Source organism: Luteococcus struthionis, assembly GCF_048595755.1.
Taxonomy (GTDB): Bacteria; Actinomycetota; Actinomycetes; order Propionibacteriales; family Propionibacteriaceae; genus Luteococcus.
Genome location: NZ_CP184360.1, coordinates 515,158 through 530,296, shown reverse-complemented (window position 1 = coordinate 530,296; position 15,139 = coordinate 515,158). Strand labels below are relative to the sequence as shown.

Here is a 15,139-nt window from a genome sequence, read left to right as displayed (position 1 = left end):
TGTCGGTATCGTTACGTTCGCTGACCACCCCTGCGGGGGAGGCAGTTTCGCACTCGTGGATCACTCATCGCAGTGATCCACGAGACCATCGGGGGATGGTGTGGCGTTGTGCCATGCCATAGGAGTGACTGCATGAAGATTTTGATCATCGGGGTGAACTACGCGCCCGAGATCTCGGGCATCGCGCCCTATACGACTGCGATGGCGGAGGGGCTCGCCAAGCAAGGCCATCAAGTGAATGTCATCACTGGTGTGCCGCACTACCCGCAGTGGAGCAACTACACCAACTTCACGGGGTTGACCCGCACGGAGAACATCAACGGCGTCAATGTGCGTCGGGTACGTCACGTCATTGGTTCGGGCGGCATGGGGCTCAGCCGCATTCTCCAGGAGCTCACCTTCGGCCTCGGCGCTGCACTCAGCCCTTGGCACAGGCCCGACGTGGTCATCGCGGTGAGCCCGGCCCTCATCAGCACGGGACTGCAGGTTCTTCGGGGACGACTCACCGGGATGCCGGTCACGGTGTGGGTCCAGGACCTCTACAGCAATGGGGCACGCGAGATCGGCGGCAGCAATGTCAAGGGTCAGGTGCTTGGGCGGGTGGAATCGACCATCCTCAAGGCCTCCGCTGGCGTGCTCGTGATCCACGACCGTTTCCGTCGCCACGTGGTCGCAGACCTTGGGGTGAAGGACGAAGACGTGTGTGTCTCCCGCAACTGGAGCCACATCAACGTCGACCTGGCCGCGGATCCGACGACGGTGCGTCGCAAGTACTTCGGTGACGCCCCGCTGGTGGCCATCCACACCGGCAACATGGGCGCCAAGCAGTACCTGGAGAACGTCGTCGAGGCTGCCCGGCTTGCCGACCAGCGCGGCTCTAAGGTCGTCTTCGGCCTGGTTGGCAACGGCTCGCGTCGCGAGGCGCTGGAGGAGCTCGGAAAGGGCATCGACCACCTGGTCTTCGTGCCCTCGTTGGACGATGCGGAGTACGCCGCCATGCTGCAGTGCGCCGATGTGCTCCTCGTCAACGAGAAGCCCGGCCTTCGTGAGTCAGCGGTCCCCAGCAAGCTCACCAGCTATTTCATCCAGGGCAAGCCGGTTGTTGCAGCCACCGAGCCCGACAGTGCCACCTCCGACGAGGTGCGCGCTGCCGGGGCGGGCCCAATCATCACACCAGGCGATCCGGCAGCACTGCTGGACGCCGTCGAGGACATGGCGGGATCGGTCAGCCGAGCCAGCCAGTACGGCGCCAGCGCTCGCCGCTTCGCGGTGGAGCACCTGTCGGCGGATTCGGCATTCCAGCGGGTCAGCACCTGGCTCGCCGGCCTGTCGGCCGTGCGTTCTCGCGTCAACACCAAGGAAATGGAGTAACCCATGGCCAAGAAGGCATTCATCACCGGCATCACCGGGCAGGACGGTTCCTACCTGGCCGAGCTGCTGCTCGGCAAGGGCTACGAGGTGCACGGTCTCATCCGTCGTGCGTCCACCTTCAACACCCACCGCATCGACCACCTCTACGAGGATCCGCACGAGGAGGACGTGAAGCTCACGCTCCACTACGGCGACCTCTCCGACGGTGCGCGCCTGGTGACGCTGATGGACGACATCCGTCCCGACGAGGTGTACAACCTGGCAGCCCAGAGCCATGTGCGCGTCTCCTTCGACGAGCCCGAGCACACCGCCGACACCACCGGCGTCGGTACCGTGCGACTGCTCGAGGCCGTGCGTCAGGCCGGAATCAGCCCGCGCTTCTACCAGGCCTCCACCTCGGAGCTGTTCGGCGCCACCCCGCCGCCGCAGGGCGAGGACACCCCGATGTACCCGCGTTCGCCCTACGGCGCCGCGAAGATGTACTCCTACTGGATCACCAAGAACTACCGCGAGGCCTACAACCTGCACGCGGTCAACGGCATCCTGTTCAACCACGAGTCGCCCCGTCGCGGTGAGACCTTCGTGACCCGCAAGATCACCCGCGCCGTGGCCGCCATCAAGGCCGGCAAGCAGGACAAGCTCTACATGGGCAACATCGACGCGATCCGCGACTGGGGTTACGCGCCCGAGTACGTCGAGGGCATGTGGCGCATGCTGCAGGTGGACGAGCCCGAGGACTTCGTGCTGGCCACCGGCGTCGGCTACACCGTGCGTGACTTCCTCAAGTTCGCCTTCGAGGCGGCAGACCTGGAGTGGGAGAAGTACGTCGAGTTCGACGAGCGCTACCTGCGCCCCACCGAGGTCGACGCCCTGATCGGCGACCCGAGCAAGGCCAAGGAGAAGCTGGGCTGGGAAGCCAGCGTGCTCACCCCGCAGCTGGCCAAGATCATGGTCGAGAACGACATGAAGCAGGTCGAGGTCGGCGGCAAGCTGTGGATCGACGCGGCCGTGAACGGTGCCGGTGAGGCACTGCCCGGCTTCAAGACCTGGAAGTGACGGCATGACGGGGCGGCGCTGGGAACAAACCCAGCGCCGCCCCGCCTCTCGTCGATTACATCAACCCACGGGGGATCACCACATGACCGAGTCCACCTACACACCCACCACCCTGGACCGTTCCGCCACCGTCTACGTCGCGGGGCACCGCGGCCTGGTCGGCGGCGCGATCCTGCGCAAGCTGCAGGACGAGGGCTTCACCAACATCGTCACCCGCACCCATGCGGAGCTGGACCTGACCGACCGCAAGGCCGTCTTCGACTTCTTTGCCGAGACCAAGCCCGTCTACGTCTTCCTGGCCGCGGCCAAGGTGGGCGGCATCTTGGCGAACAACACCTACCCGTACGACTTCATCAGCCAGAACCTGCAGATCCAGGTGAACGTGATGGACGCCGCGCTGGAGCAGGGCGTCGACCGTCTGCTCTTCCTGGGCAGCTCCTGCATCTACCCGAAGCTGGCCGAGCAGCCCATCACCGAGGACGCCCTGCTGACGGGCTACCTGGAGGAGACCAACGACGCCTACGCGATCGCCAAGATCGCCGGCATCCTCCAGGTGCAGGCCGCTCGTCGTCAGCACGGTGTGCACTGGATCAGCGCCATGCCCACCAACCTCTACGGCCCCGGCGACAACTTCTCGCCCAAGGGCTCCCACGTGCTGCCCGCCCTGATCCGCCGCTACGACGAGGCCGTGGCCAACGGCACCGAGGTGGTGACCAACTGGGGTACCGGCAGCCCGCGTCGTGAGTTCCTGCACGTCGATGACATGGCCTCGGCCTGTCTGCACTTGATGGAGCACTACGACGGCCCGCAGCAGGTCAACGTGGGCACCGGCACGGACACCACCATCAAGGAGGTGGCCGAGACCATCGCTGACATCGTGGGCTACACCGGCACGGTGGAGTGGGACACCAGCAAGCCCGATGGCACCCCGCAGAAGCTGCTCGACGTGAGCAAGCTGAAGGGTGAGGGTTGGCAGCCCCAGTACGATCTGCGTTCGGGTCTGGAGCACACCATCGAGTGGTTCCGCCAGAACAAGGACAACATCCGGGAGTGATCCCGAACCCACGACACGGGCCGCATCCTTCGGGATGCGGCCCGCGTTCGTCTCCGGGGCTTCGGGGAGTGTCTGGGCTCAGTCGGCCCGCGGCGGTGCCCAGAAGGCGTCCTGCTCCGGAGCAATCTCGGCAGCCACGGGATGGGACGCGGCGCCCTCATCGGTGGCGGGTGCCGGCGGTGGCCAGGCTCCGGTGGGGATCGGCGCCTGGGGCGTGGGCAGGGCGTCGAGAGCCTGCCGTTGCGCATCGCGGCGGCGAGCCTCACGGCACAGCTCCATCTCCTCCAGCACCAGACGGCGCGCCAAGCCCTGATCGAGCTCGTACAGGATGCAGGTGCTGAGGATGCCCGCAGTGGTGTCCACCTGCACATCGGCCAGACCAAGCCTGCGCTGCAGCGGCCCCTGCTTCAGGTGAACAGACTGCGCTCGCGCGTGATGAACGATCTTTGTCTCATGGACAAAGCCGCCATTGCACCCGACGATCACGTCGTCGGTCCGTCCCCAGCGGTAGCTCTTCCAGATGAAGGGATGGATCCGCCGCACCTTGCGATCGACGCCAGTCAGCTCCACGTCGGAGAGCCGGAAGCCGGGCCAGACCGCGTCGATCGCCAGCTCCACCTCCTGCCAGCTGCCCGCCGGGAGCAGGATGTCGCTGGCGCCATCCTCGGCGTCCTCGGATCCGTAACCGAGGACGTCCATGCGGACCCGGTACAACCCGAAGGGGCGCCACAGCTGGTGCTGGGTGATCTGGAGGCCCTGGATGCGGTTGGTGGGCAGCGTCTGGCTGACCAGACTGGTCATGCCGCGGGTGACCTTGAGGGCTTGGCCGGAGCGCACCAAGGAGTAGTTCCACTGCTTGATCACGTCTCTGCCGATCATGCTGATCAAGCCTGTGACAAGGGGAATCACGCCAACAAGGGCGCCGAAGTTCTCAAACCAGGCGATGCCGGCGATGCCCGCCAAGCTCAAGATCAAAGTGATCAGGAAGCTCGATGAGAGCAGCGTCGCCAGCACCAGGCGCTGTGATGGGACGGTCACCAGGACGTGTTCGTCGGCGGCCAGGTCGTGCATCACGTCGGCCGTGGCGCGCCCTGCGGCGGACTCGGCCACGGTCACCTGCCGGCCGTGGGCGCGGGCCACCAGGTAGTCGCGCATCTGGTAGGCGCGGTCACGGTTCAGGTACTCGATCGTCTTGCCGGCGCCGGCTCCCACGTCGATGCGCAACTGGGCCAGACCGAGCAGCCGCGCTGCGAAGGGCTGCACGACGTCGACCGACTGGATCTTGGTGAAGGGGACCTTGTCGGAATTGTGTTGGATGAAGTTGTGCTCGATGCGCACCTGGTGGTCATCGACGACGAAGCGCGTGAACCGCCAACTGAAGTAACCGAAGATCGCGGTGACCACCACGTACAGGCCGAGCAGGCCGCCGAAGAGCCCCAGATCCCGCAAGCCGATGGGATCCCCGCCCCTGCGCCCCAGGCCTTGGAGCACGTCCTGTCCCACCACGACGATGAGACCCACCAGGGCCATCCAGCCCTTGATGATGGGGGTCGCCGGGTGGGGACGTTCCATCAGGGGAGCCGTGGCCGCAGGGGCCGCCGGCGTCTCCTCGACGGGGTCGGGAGCGCCCGCTGCGGGAGGCTGCAGTGTGACGGGATCCACCGCCGCGCGATCCGTCGAGGCCTCCGGGGTGGATGCGTCTGATGCCAGGCGGCCAGGGGGCACCTCTTTGTCGACATATCCATCGAACGGAGGTGTCTGCTCGGGCAGTGCTCGTCGAGGCTCGCTCACAGGCCGACCGCCTGTTGCTCGCCGAGTTCACTCAACCGCTCACGCAAGGAGTCTGCCTCGGCCTGCGGCAAGCCCGGAATCGTGGCATCGGTGCCGGCGGAGGCGGTCTGAAGGGTGACGGTGGCCAACCCGTACCTGCGTTCGATGGGGCCGGAGTTCACCGTGACCACCTGCATGCGGCCGTAGGGCACCACGGTGAGGCGACGCCACATCAGCCCCTCCCGGATGTACAGGTCCGTGTCGCGCTCCGCATAACCCCAGATGCGGTAGACACGCCCCATCCGATGCCAGCGGTAGGCAATCCACCCCAGGCACAGCAGTGCAAGGGCAGCACCCGACCACCAGTGGTGGAACCATCCCAGTGCCACGCAGCAGGGCAGCAGAAGCAGCGGCCAGATGATCAAGATCATCAACCGTTTCATCTGCAGGTACCGGGGTGAGAGCGGCTTCCAGCTGTCCACGGGGGCGTCGAAGGTGTCCACGTCACCAATCTAGGGGTGGCTTGGAGCGATGTCTTGCGCCGGGTGGCTGCTCCGGGCAGCCGATGGTAGGGGTCAGCGCTGCAGACCCAGACGCTGGCCCAAGCCTTGGTATTCAGGGCCCATCACCTTGATGTCGGCCATCAGCACCAGCCCGCGCAGCACGACCGTGGGCGCGCCGGGCGGGGTGGGGGTCATGCCCTTCATCTTCACCTCACCGATGATGCAGGTGGTCTCGTCGCGCACGTTGACACCGGCGGGCACCTTGATCTTGATGTCGCCCAGAATGACCGGCAGGTTGATGATGCACTCCTGGGCATCGAAGGTGGCGTCGGTGAGATCGAACCTGGCGTCACCCATGACCACCAGACCAGTGGTGCGACGGTGCAGGCGCCAGCTGCCCTCCCGGCGCGCGGTGCTCAAGATCCCCACCAGATTGTCGGGCTGGTCACCGGCCCCCGCAGGGTCGACGACGACCCCGGATCGGTCGGCGCGGGCCACCGGCAGCATCTGGTCGGGGGCAGGCATCAGGTCATCGGTGAGCGGAGTGAGGTCGCCGAAGGTGCGAGCCGACCAGCACGCGTCGAGGCGCTCGGCGTGTTCCTCACGCGTGATCCGACCATCGCCGTAGGCCGTGTTCAGGACATCGGCGACGAGGTTTCGGTCTGCGTCGGAGCAGCGGATCTCAGGTGACGGGGTGCTCATGGCTCGACTCTAGGCAAGGTCCGTGCCAGACGCCGGCTTCCGGCCCGGACTCAGGGAACTCTCCGGGCCGGGGCCGGGGCCCGGCAAGCCTGTGGCTCACCAGCTGCCGTAGGAGCCCCCCGAGCCGCCGCTGCCCGCCCCGCCACCGCTGCTCCAACTGCTGGAGCTTCCGGAACTGGAACCGCCGTCACCGCTGAACCACGACGCGGGGCCGCTGGTGGGAGTGGGCGGAGTCCAATCGCGGTCCACGTGAAGATCGGTGAAGCTGCGCGTGAATCCGCGGTCGATGTCGGTTCCGCTGGCGACCCAGGCGATGACCTGGTCGGCTGCGGCAAGATCCACCTGCGGGGCGGGGAGCAGCTCGTCGCCGATGGCCTGCTGACAGACCCGGGCCCAGCGCTCGGCGCAGCCGAAGAGCACGGCCCACGGAAGGTACCCGGTGTAGATGTCCTCACCCTCCTGGAAGCGCAACTGGCTCGCCTCGGCGGTTCTCAGGTAGGTGCGGAAACCTTCGACCTGGTCTGTCAGGGCCCGGCCCTTGGCCGTGCGACGACGGGGTTGACGGCGCACCGCGAAGTTCTGCCCCTTGGGAACGGTCAGGAAGGGCACCAGCAGGGGCGCGAAGGCCAGCGCGGGAACCATCTGGCCTGCCACCACGATGATCAGCGTCGCCACGAAGCCGACAATGGCCCAGACCAGGACGTGTCCCCAGGGGGAGCGTTGCCCGGATGCGTCGGAGGTCTCCGCGGCGGCGTCGTCTTCCACGGCAGGGGCGTCACCGGTGTCGGTGGCGGGTGCGTCCTCCAGGCGCTTCTGGGCGGCCTCGCGGTAGCCAGTCCACCGTCCCTGCGACGGGTGCACCCAGCCCTGCCTCGTGGCCTGCTCCTCGACGTGGTCGGCCATGGAGGCGAAGGCCATCACCATCCGGTCGTCGTCCACGGCCACGTGGTCGGTGCCGGCGAAGGCGGCCTTGAAGGCCTTGGTGGAAGGCCCGTCATTGAGGTGGGTCTGACGCAGTGCGCGCATGCTGGCGGGCTGGTCGTTGTGCCCAGGCAGCAGCTCAATGGCCTTGTCACAGGCCAGACCGACGAGAGTTGCCGCCAAGTGGCGGGGTAGCGGCCGGCCATCCAGCAGAAAGCCCGCCTCGGCCAGTGACAGCGTCGGCGGAGTGAAGGCGACCGGGATCTCGGGGTGGTCATCCGGCCCGACGGCGGCATCCTGGCCGCCGGGAAGGGTGCCGGGAGCCAAGCCCCGGTAGCGGTCGTCGCCCGGGCTGCGAGGTGCACCGAGGAATCCGACCAACCAGCCGAGCGCGCCGAAGATGGCGGCAGCGACCAACCACATCCACCAGGTGCCCAGGTATCGCTGCACGAGCAGGGCCTCGGTGGGGAAGGTGTGTTGGTTGGTCTCCACGGTGCCCGCTTCCAGACGGGCGGCCACGGTGAGTTCCTGTCCGGCACGCAAGCGGTCCACCCGCGCGATGGCCGCAGTGCCCTCGACGCGTGCCTCGGTGCAGTTGCCGAAGCGAAGCCAACAGCCCGATTCCTTGGGCGGTTCGGGGGTGATGATGTGGGTGGTGACGTTGCTGGCCCACATCCGCGGGCCGCCCGCATTGATGCTGAACTCCACGTCGCCGTCGGTGGAGGGGCGCACGAGGCCCTCTTGTTCGTACTCCAGCACGTAGCGCGCCGTTGCGTCACGGACGGTCTGGTCTTCCGTGCCCAGCCGGATCCATTCCACCTCCGTACGCCCGTCGGTGCTGGTGGCCGTCGTGCGCTGGACGTCTGCGGGATGCCCCGAAGGGGAGTGGGCGTTCACTTCGGAGATCGGCCAGGCGATGTCCCGGCTGCGGTCGAGCGGTTCCCGCACCCGGATGTCACGGGTGGGGCCATGCCTGCCCGAACGAGGGCCGAAGCGCAAGGTGAGTTCTTCTCGTACCTGCACCGAGCCATCCGGCCGCACCGTGTAGGTGATGTCCAAATGGTCCAGTTGGTCTGCGGTCCATGGCGTGACCCAGGGTGCCTTCACCACCACGAAGCCCGCCAGCAGCAACCCGACGCCGAGCACGAGCCCCAGCACCCGCTCCAACGAGTGGAGGATGCCGGTGCGTCGCTTCGCGGCTGCCATGAGGGGATTGTTGCCCACCAAGGGGTCGTGACGAGCGGGTCTGCGACGGCTGACAGAAGACCTACAGGGCTGGCGGGAGAGAAGAGAACAAGGGATATGTCAACTGTCCGTTGGCAGGGCTGCCGAGTGATTGGGGACGATTGGATGCGGCGCAGCGGCGAGCGTCCGATTGTCCGAGGACTGTGGTGGGTGGGTCAGGCAGCTTGGTGCTTGGGCGTGATCGTAATCTGTCCGCCCAAGGCTTCGATGACCTTGGCGATGGTCTGGAAGGACGGGTTGCCGGTGGTGCTGAGGGACTTGTAGAGGGACTCGCGGCCGACGCCGGCAGCGCGGGCGATGTCGGTCATGCCCTTGGCCTTGGCGATGTCGCCGAGGGCGGCCTGAAGGAGCTGGGGGTCACCGGTTCGGGCGGCCTCGTCGAGGTACGCCAGCATGTCGTCGGGGGTCTCGAGGTAGTCGCTTGCGTCCCAGGGGTGAACGGTGGCAGTCAATTGCTGGTCCTTTCGCAGGTGGGTGGCCAGGGCCTTGGCCTTGTCGATGTCGGCTTGCTGGCTGCTCTTTTCTCCGCCGATGAGCAGCAGGACGATGGCGTCGTTTTAGTGGAGGTAGTACACGCGATACCCGGGGCCGAAGTGGAAGCGCATCTCGTGGACTTGGTCCCCGACGGGCTTGAGGTCGCCGACCATCTCGCCCTGTAGCTGACAACGGCGTAGGGCGATGTTGATGCGCGCTTTGGCCTGGGTGTCCTTGAGTCTGCGGAACCACTTCTCGTAGGCGTCCGTCGTGAGGATCTCCACACAAGGATTGTATCCCACCGGATACGAACGTGGGAGTGAGCCGCTGACGGGCATGCGTGCCGCGCTGATCTACCAGCACGCCACTGAAGACCGTGACCGGGCGATTGCGGACACGCTGGACCGGATGTTGCGTAATGGCTAGGCGTGGCCGTCTTACGGGCCAGTGGTCTCCGTTCATGTCTAGGCTCGGCGGCATGAGTCTTGGAAGGCGACAGAGGAGAGCTGATCCTGAACGGGCCATGGTGGCAGACCGGGTGCGAGCTTCATGCTTGGCAGTAGAAGGGCTCGCTAGTGGACGGACAGTGACGATGAAGCCCTTGTTTGCGAGCATGTTCTGTGGATCTTCAACGTCTACAGCGGTGTGGCCCACGGCTTGGGCTGGCCCCGCGAGCTTCCAACCATGGATGGCATCTTGCCGGGAGACTGGTTCGCCGACGTAGGCATGGTGGCGGTCCTGGGCCAACTGGCGATGGAAACGGCAAGGTCATGGTGGGACGAGTGATTGGGCACGACATGGCTTCTGCTATGCGGCCTGAAACCATCGAAGGGCCTCGCCAGCTGTTCGTTGGCAAGGCCCTTCAGTGTGGAGCGGGCGACGGGAATCGAACCCGCGTGTCCAGCTTGGGAAGCTGGCGCTCTACCATTGAGCTACGCCCGCGTGCCGTGAGGCATCGGACAGTCTAGCGCACTGCCGCACGGTTGTCGTTGCGGGGTGTGGTGGCCGGTCTTGGCACCGGCGAAGGCTCACCGTGCGTGGCGACGGACCTCGTCGGCGACCCGGTCGAAGATCTCCCGGTTCAGGGCATCCCCGGTGCGTCGCACCGAGCCCGGGTCGACGCGAATGATGCGATCCACCCGCGCCTCGCTGGCGCGTCCCTGGCGATCCCAGCTGCCGGTCCCGATGTCCATCCAGAAGCGCCCCTGGCTGGCCTCCTGCGCGGCATCGCGGTCATGGTCCTGGCTGGTCAGCGGCAGCCCCAGCAGCCACTCGCCGTCGGTGCCGATCAGCAGCACGGGGCGGTCCTTGCCCTGTGAGTGGTCCTCCTCGAAGGGCACCCAGGCCCACACCACCTCGCCCGGATCGGGGGAGTCTCCCGGCTGGGGTGCATGGGTGATGATGGGGGTTCCCGTGAAGTCACCGGGGTAGTCCGAGGAGCGACGAGGCGTGGCCTTGGGCCGCCCGTTCGAGCGCCCCTGGTTCCCGGACTGCCTCGCGCGCTGTTCCAAGTTGCGCACGCCCTCCTTGAGCAACGTGGAGGCCACGTTGGTCAGCAGGGCTCGGAAATTGAATGCCATCATCGCCTCACAGGTAGCGGGGAAGCGGTCCGTAGACCACGTTGTCGTCGTGCACGACGGGGGAGGGGTCTCCTTCGCGGAACCTCTCCCAATGCCGGAAGTAACGGTTGACCGGCTCCAACCACAGCAGCAAGGTGCCCAGGATCGACAGGGCGGGCGCCGCCAGGGCCCACGGGAACAGGAACCAGCCCAGCGCGCCAATGAGCACGGCGACGATGCCCGCGATGCGGGACCACCGGTGGCCATTCCAGGAGTTGAAGGCGGCAACGGCGGGGGCTGCCATCATGGCGGCGCCGATCACGAAGACCAGCGTCACCGCCACCACGGAGCGCCAACCGCCCGGCCGGGGCTGCCACAGCTCCACCAGCGTGGACGAGTGCGCGAAGGTGGGCATGTGGATCGCCTGCCACCAGGACCAGCCCAGTGCGGCGGCGGAGACCAGCGAGGCCGCGTAGAGCAACACATTGGAGACCGCCATCCATTTGGCGCGGCGCGGTTGCCCGGTGGCCGAGCTGATCGGGATGCCAACCTGCACCAGATCGCTGGGGGGTAGCGAGGCGATGCCCTCGTCGTCGGGTGAGTCCACCGTGGTCACGGTCTGCTCCACAGGCACCTCCCGGCTCGCGACGGGCTGCCCCGGTGGCAGCCAGCGCCCAGACTACCCGTGGCTCACGACACCGCCGGGCATCCGCCGGGCGGGTCAGGCGATCTCGCCGTCCAGATAACGCTGCAGGGTGGGGGCGATCCAATCGGCGATCTGTTCGGGGGTGGCCTTCGCGAAGGGTTCCTGCTGCAGGACGTAGCGCACCAGGCCCATTCCGATCAGCTGACCGGCCACCAGCTGTGCCCGCAGGGCGCGTTCCTTGGCGCTCTCGCCGCCCACCGGGATCCTGGTGAGCACCTCGGTGGCGACGAACTCACGCACCGGTCGCAGCGACTCGCTGGGCGACAGGGTGGCGTCCAGGTTGTTCTCCAGGGAACGGCGCGCCTCGGCATCGTCCCAGAAGTCGAGGAAGACGAAGACCAGTTCCCGGGCCAGCAGTTCCCGCGGAGTGAGGGCCAGCCCTGACAGGCGTTCGACGGGATTGGCGCCGGTGTCGCTGATGGTCGCGAAGAAGAGGGCGGGCTTGCCGTGGAAGTAGTGGTGCACGAGGGCGGGGTCCACGTCGGCGTCCCGGGCGATTGCTCGCAGTGAGACCTTCGAGTACCCCTTGCCGCTGAACAGGCGACGCGCGCTGCCCAGGATCTGCGCGCGGGTGTCGGCGCCAGCAGGGCGGCGGCCTCGTCGCCGACGCGTGGTCGCCCCCAGCTGGCTGTCCGATGCGGCAGACGCGGCGCTGGCCTCACTCTGGGGCGCGGCGGGCAGGGCGGAGTCGGGGGTCGCGGTGCCGAGGGAGGCGTCGGATCCGTTGGGGGAGGACGAGTTCAGCATGGTTGTGCACTTCTTCAGGGGCCCTCGGGGCTGGTGCCCGACGAGCGGTTGGACGTGTTGCCGGGGTGCGTCGGGCGACGCTCGGCTCTCGGGGAACCAGCCGTGGTCTGGCGGACCCGCTCCACTCCGAGCGACACCAACTCGAGCACTTCGTCGAAGACCTCGGGCAGATCGTCGGTGGGCCACCACTGCACGGCATTGGATTCTTCATTGACTGTAGGGCATGCCAGCTCACTGATGGCCAGAAAACGCACGTCGAAGTGCCGGGTGGGGCCCGATCCGCGACAGGTGATGGCGTGGACGTCGATGTGCAACGGGACGGGGTCGATCGTCAGACCCGCGAGTCCCGTCTCCTCCTGTGCCTCACGCAGGGCCGCGGCGGGCAGGCTGGTGTCGTCTTCCTCCAAGTGGCCGCCGGGTTGGAGCCACGCCTTGACCAGGCCGTGGTGGACCAGGCAGGTGGCAGAGCCGTCGGGGGTGAGGACGAGGGCGGAGGCGGTCAGGTGGCCGGGCAGGCAGCTGCGTCGGCAGGCATCCTCGCGCGCTGCCAGGAATCCCAGGCAGGCTTCGGCCAGGGCGCGCTGTGCGGGGGTGGGGGCAGACCAACGCTGCAGTGTGTCAGTCGCTGATGCGTGTAGCTCTCCCACCATGGGAAGAAATCTACCCCAAAGGGTGAAGGAAATCGGATCGTTAGGCTGTCGTCCATGAACTCTGATCCCCGCTGGCAGACGGCGCTGTTCGACCTTGACGGAACACTGTGCAACACCATCGAACTCATCGTGGCCAGTTTTCAGCACACCCATCGAGAGGTCCTGGGGCTGGAGCTGGCCCGCGAGGAGGCCCTGGGGTGGATCGGACGCACCCTGATGGACATCTACGCACCGTGGGGTGAGCAGCAGCAGACCTTGGTGGACTGCTACCTGCAGTTCAACCTGGCCAACCTGGAGCGCCTGCAGACCAGGTACGAGGGCATCGCGGAGCTGCTGGACTCGCTCCGGGCTGCCGGGGTCTGCGTCGGTGTCGCCACCAGCAAGCGTCGGCACTCCGCCGAGCGCAGCCTGGCTGCGGCGGGGCTGACCGACCTGGCACCGCTGGTGGCGGCGATGGACGACACCCAGCAGCACAAGCCCCACCCCGCACCAATCCGCTATGCCCTGGAACGGATGGGGGCCGATCCGCAGACGTCGGTCTACATCGGTGATGCGGTGGTGGACGTGCAGGCAGCCAAGGCGGCTGGAGTCGCGCAGATCGCGGTCACCTGGGGAGCAGGCGATCGCACCTATCTGATGCTCGAGGAACCCACCGCCGTCACAGACTCGGTGGACGAACTGGCGCGCTGGTTGCTGGGTTGACCCCTCTGCGGGCTCGGGAAAGGAGCCTCGACGACGAAGAGCGCCCCGCACTGGGAACCAGTGCGGGGCGCTCCGTCGTCGAGAGGTGAAGATCAGGCCTTCATCGAACCGTCGGCCAGGAACTTCGAGTGCCAGCTGAGCGACTTGGTGAGGTCGTGCGGCGTGTGCTGGCCATTGGCCACCTTCTGCGCCTGCTCGAAGTAGTCGAGCAGCTGCTCCTTGTAGTCGGGATGCGCGCAGTTCTCGATGATCTTCTTGGCCCGCTGGCGCGGAGCCAGACCACGCAGGTCGGCCAGACCCTGCTCGGTGATGATGACCGACACGTCGTGCTCGGTGTGGTCGACGTGGTTGACCATCGGGACGATCGCCGAGATGTCGCCACCCTTGGCGGTCGACGGGGAGACGAAGACGCTGAAGGCGCCGTTGCGGGTGAAGTCACCCGAGCCACCGATGCCGTTCATCATGCGCGAGCCCATCACGTGGGTGGAGTTCACGTTGCCGTAGATGTCGGCCTCGATCATGCCGTTGCAGGCGATGACACCCATGCGGCGGATGGCCTCGGGGTGGTTCGAGACGTCCTGCGGGCGCAGGATGATCTTCTTGGCGTACTCCGACGCGTTGTTGTTCATCTTCTCGGCGTACTCCGGGGAGAGCGAGAAGGCGGTGGCCGAGGCAACCGTCAGCTTGCCCGAGTCGAGCAGGTCGACCATGCCGTCCTGGATCACCTCGGTGTAGGAGGTGAGGTTCTCGTACTTGCTCTCCAGCAGGCCGGCGAGCACCGCATTGGCGATGTTGCCGACGCCCGACTGCAGCGGGTTGAGGTGCTCGTTCAGGCGGCCGGCCTTCACCTCGGAGTCGAAGAAGTCCAGCAAGTAGCCGGCGATCTTCTTGGAGTCGTCGTCGAGCGCCTTGAACGGCGAGTTGCGGTCGGGGCCGCTGGTCTCGATAACGGCGACGACCTTCTCGGGATCGATCGTGTAGACCTTGTCACCGATGCGGTCGCTGGGCTTGGTGATGGGCAGCGGCTTGCGGTTCGGGGGCAGCTCGGCAATGTCGTAGTAGATGTCGTGCATGCCGTAGAGGCCCTCGGACTGCCACTCGTTGACCTCGATGATGATCTTCTTGGCCAGCGTGAGGTAGGTGCGGTTCATGCCCACCGAGGACGAGGGGACCACGGAGCCGTCGGCCATGATGGAGCTGGCCTCGATGACGGCGTAGTCCAGATCACCGAAGAAGCCATAGGCCATCTGGTTGGCCAGGTGGCTCAGGTGGATGTCCGAGTAGTAGGTGGTGCCGTCGTTGATCTTGTTCCGCAGGATCGGGTCGGACTGGTAGGGGGTGCGGAAGTTGAGGCCGTCGACCTCGGCCAGCTCGCCATCGAGCTCCGGGGCGGTGGATGCGCCCGTGAAGGAGTCGATCTTGAAGTCGGAGCCCTTGGCGCGCTCCTCCTTGATGCGGGCGGCCAGGGCCACCGGGAATTCCTTGGGGTAACCGGAGCCGGTGAAGCCGGCGAAGCCGATCTTGCTGCCCGGCTCGATCAGAGCGGCGGCATCCGCGGCGGACATGACCTTGCTGCGGAACTGCTCGTTGGCAATCCGTCCTGCCATCTTTCCTCCTTGAAGACGTGAACCCCGTCGCGCGGATTGCTCCGCAAGCCCACCGTCACTGGTGGCAGGGGC

15 protein-coding genes and 1 tRNA gene are annotated in these 15,139 nt (G+C 66.6%); 4 read left to right on the top strand and 12 right to left on the bottom strand.

The features are described from left to right. Positions 1–132: 132 nt before the first annotated feature. From ACOAMO_RS02545 to ACOAMO_RS02535, 3 genes are all read left to right on the top strand, one after another. Positions 133–1,371, top strand: coding sequence for a glycosyltransferase family 4 protein (locus tag ACOAMO_RS02545; RefSeq protein WP_420176030.1), 1,239 nt, complete (start codon positions 133–135; stop codon positions 1,369–1,371). Positions 1,372–1,374: 3 nt separating this feature from the next. Continuing rightward, positions 1,375–2,427 carry a GDP-mannose 4,6-dehydratase gene (gene gmd / locus ACOAMO_RS02540; RefSeq protein WP_420176029.1) on the top strand — a complete coding sequence of 351 codons (1,053 nt, stop codon included), beginning with the start codon at positions 1,375–1,377 and terminating at the stop codon, positions 2,425–2,427. Between the two features lie 82 nt (positions 2,428–2,509). Further along, entirely contained in the window at positions 2,510–3,481 is a 972-nt protein-coding gene (locus ACOAMO_RS02535) for a GDP-L-fucose synthase family protein (protein ID WP_420176028.1), read from the top strand. Positions 3,482–3,559: 78 nt separating this feature from the next. Here the strand turns inward: ACOAMO_RS02535 and ACOAMO_RS02530 are convergent, their stop codons facing one another. The 11 genes from ACOAMO_RS02530 to ACOAMO_RS02480 form a co-directional block, all read right to left on the bottom strand. Next, positions 3,560–5,143 (bottom strand): PH domain-containing protein, encoded by a 1,584-nt coding sequence (locus tag ACOAMO_RS02530; protein ID WP_420176027.1) that lies wholly within the window; start codon positions 5,141–5,143, stop codon positions 3,560–3,562. A gap of 125 nt (positions 5,144–5,268) precedes the next feature. Continuing rightward, positions 5,269–5,754 carry a PH domain-containing protein gene (locus tag ACOAMO_RS02525; RefSeq protein WP_420176026.1) on the bottom strand — a complete coding sequence of 162 codons (486 nt, stop codon included), beginning with the start codon at positions 5,752–5,754 and terminating at the stop codon, positions 5,269–5,271. A 72-nt stretch (positions 5,755–5,826) separates the two neighbouring features. Beyond that, on the bottom strand, positions 5,827–6,456 hold the full coding sequence (locus tag ACOAMO_RS02520; RefSeq protein WP_420176025.1) for a DUF1707 SHOCT-like domain-containing protein: 630 nt from the start codon (positions 6,454–6,456) through the stop codon (positions 5,827–5,829). 96 nt (positions 6,457–6,552) lie between these two features. After that, positions 6,553–8,583, bottom strand: coding sequence for a DUF2207 family protein (locus ACOAMO_RS02515; protein WP_420176024.1), 2,031 nt, complete (start codon positions 8,581–8,583; stop codon positions 6,553–6,555). Between the two features lie 194 nt (positions 8,584–8,777). Beyond that, complete coding sequence (locus ACOAMO_RS02510) at positions 8,778–9,074, bottom strand: addiction module antidote protein (protein WP_420176023.1); 297 nt, start codon at positions 9,072–9,074, stop codon at positions 8,778–8,780. Positions 9,075–9,179: 105 nt separating this feature from the next. After that, positions 9,180–9,380, bottom strand: coding sequence for a type II toxin-antitoxin system RelE/ParE family toxin (locus ACOAMO_RS02505; protein ID WP_420176022.1), 201 nt, complete (start codon positions 9,378–9,380; stop codon positions 9,180–9,182). Positions 9,381–9,964: 584 nt separating this feature from the next. Next, a tRNA-Gly gene (locus ACOAMO_RS02500) sits at positions 9,965–10,038 on the bottom strand. An 86-nt stretch (positions 10,039–10,124) separates the two neighbouring features. After that, a complete protein-coding gene (locus tag ACOAMO_RS02495; protein ID WP_420176021.1) occupies positions 10,125–10,676 on the bottom strand; it encodes a type II toxin-antitoxin system PemK/MazF family toxin in 552 nt (183 codons plus the stop codon). 7 nt (positions 10,677–10,683) lie between these two features. Further along, positions 10,684–11,283, bottom strand: coding sequence for a hypothetical protein (locus ACOAMO_RS02490; protein ID WP_420176020.1), 600 nt, complete (start codon positions 11,281–11,283; stop codon positions 10,684–10,686). 93 nt (positions 11,284–11,376) lie between these two features. Next, positions 11,377–12,108 carry a TetR family transcriptional regulator gene (locus ACOAMO_RS02485; RefSeq protein WP_420176019.1) on the bottom strand — a complete coding sequence of 244 codons (732 nt, stop codon included), beginning with the start codon at positions 12,106–12,108 and terminating at the stop codon, positions 11,377–11,379. A 14-nt stretch (positions 12,109–12,122) separates the two neighbouring features. After that, positions 12,123–12,758 carry an NUDIX hydrolase gene (locus ACOAMO_RS02480; protein ID WP_420176018.1) on the bottom strand — a complete coding sequence of 212 codons (636 nt, stop codon included), beginning with the start codon at positions 12,756–12,758 and terminating at the stop codon, positions 12,123–12,125. Positions 12,759–12,812: 54 nt separating this feature from the next. Here ACOAMO_RS02480 and ACOAMO_RS02475 point away from each other — a divergent pair, with 54 nt between their 5' ends. Further along, entirely contained in the window at positions 12,813–13,460 is a 648-nt protein-coding gene (locus tag ACOAMO_RS02475) for an HAD family hydrolase (RefSeq protein WP_420176017.1), read from the top strand. A 92-nt stretch (positions 13,461–13,552) separates the two neighbouring features. Here ACOAMO_RS02475 and ACOAMO_RS02470 read toward each other — a convergent pair whose 3' ends face one another. Continuing rightward, positions 13,553–15,067 carry an acetyl-CoA hydrolase/transferase family protein gene (locus ACOAMO_RS02470; RefSeq protein WP_420176016.1) on the bottom strand — a complete coding sequence of 505 codons (1,515 nt, stop codon included), beginning with the start codon at positions 15,065–15,067 and terminating at the stop codon, positions 13,553–13,555. Positions 15,068–15,139 lie beyond the last annotated feature (72 nt).

Bases quoted from the DNA above. Each gene is read 5' to 3' on its own strand.
- ACOAMO_RS02545 (WP_420176030.1), top strand. From the start codon at position 133: ATGAAGATTTTGATCATCGGGGTGAACTACGCGCCCGAGATCTCGGGC.
- ACOAMO_RS02535 (WP_420176028.1), top strand. From the start codon at position 2,510: ATGACCGAGTCCACCTACACACCCACCACCCTGGACCGTTCCGCCACC.
- ACOAMO_RS02515 (WP_420176024.1), bottom strand. From the start codon at position 8,583: ATGGCAGCCGCGAAGCGACGCACCGGCATCCTCCACTCGTTGGAGCGG.
- ACOAMO_RS02520 (WP_420176025.1), bottom strand. From the start codon at position 6,456: ATGAGCACCCCGTCACCTGAGATCCGCTGCTCCGACGCAGACCGAAAC.
- ACOAMO_RS02480 (WP_420176018.1), bottom strand. From the start codon at position 12,758: ATGGTGGGAGAGCTACACGCATCAGCGACTGACACACTGCAGCGTTGG.
- gmd (WP_420176029.1), top strand. From the start codon at position 1,375: ATGGCCAAGAAGGCATTCATCACCGGCATCACCGGGCAGGACGGTTCC.
- ACOAMO_RS02495 (WP_420176021.1), bottom strand. From the start codon at position 10,676: ATGGCATTCAATTTCCGAGCCCTGCTGACCAACGTGGCCTCCACGTTG.
- ACOAMO_RS02485 (WP_420176019.1), bottom strand. From the start codon at position 12,108: ATGCTGAACTCGTCCTCCCCCAACGGATCCGACGCCTCCCTCGGCACC.
- ACOAMO_RS02475 (WP_420176017.1), top strand. From the start codon at position 12,813: ATGAACTCTGATCCCCGCTGGCAGACGGCGCTGTTCGACCTTGACGGA.
- ACOAMO_RS02470 (WP_420176016.1), bottom strand. From the start codon at position 15,067: ATGGCAGGACGGATTGCCAACGAGCAGTTCCGCAGCAAGGTCATGTCC.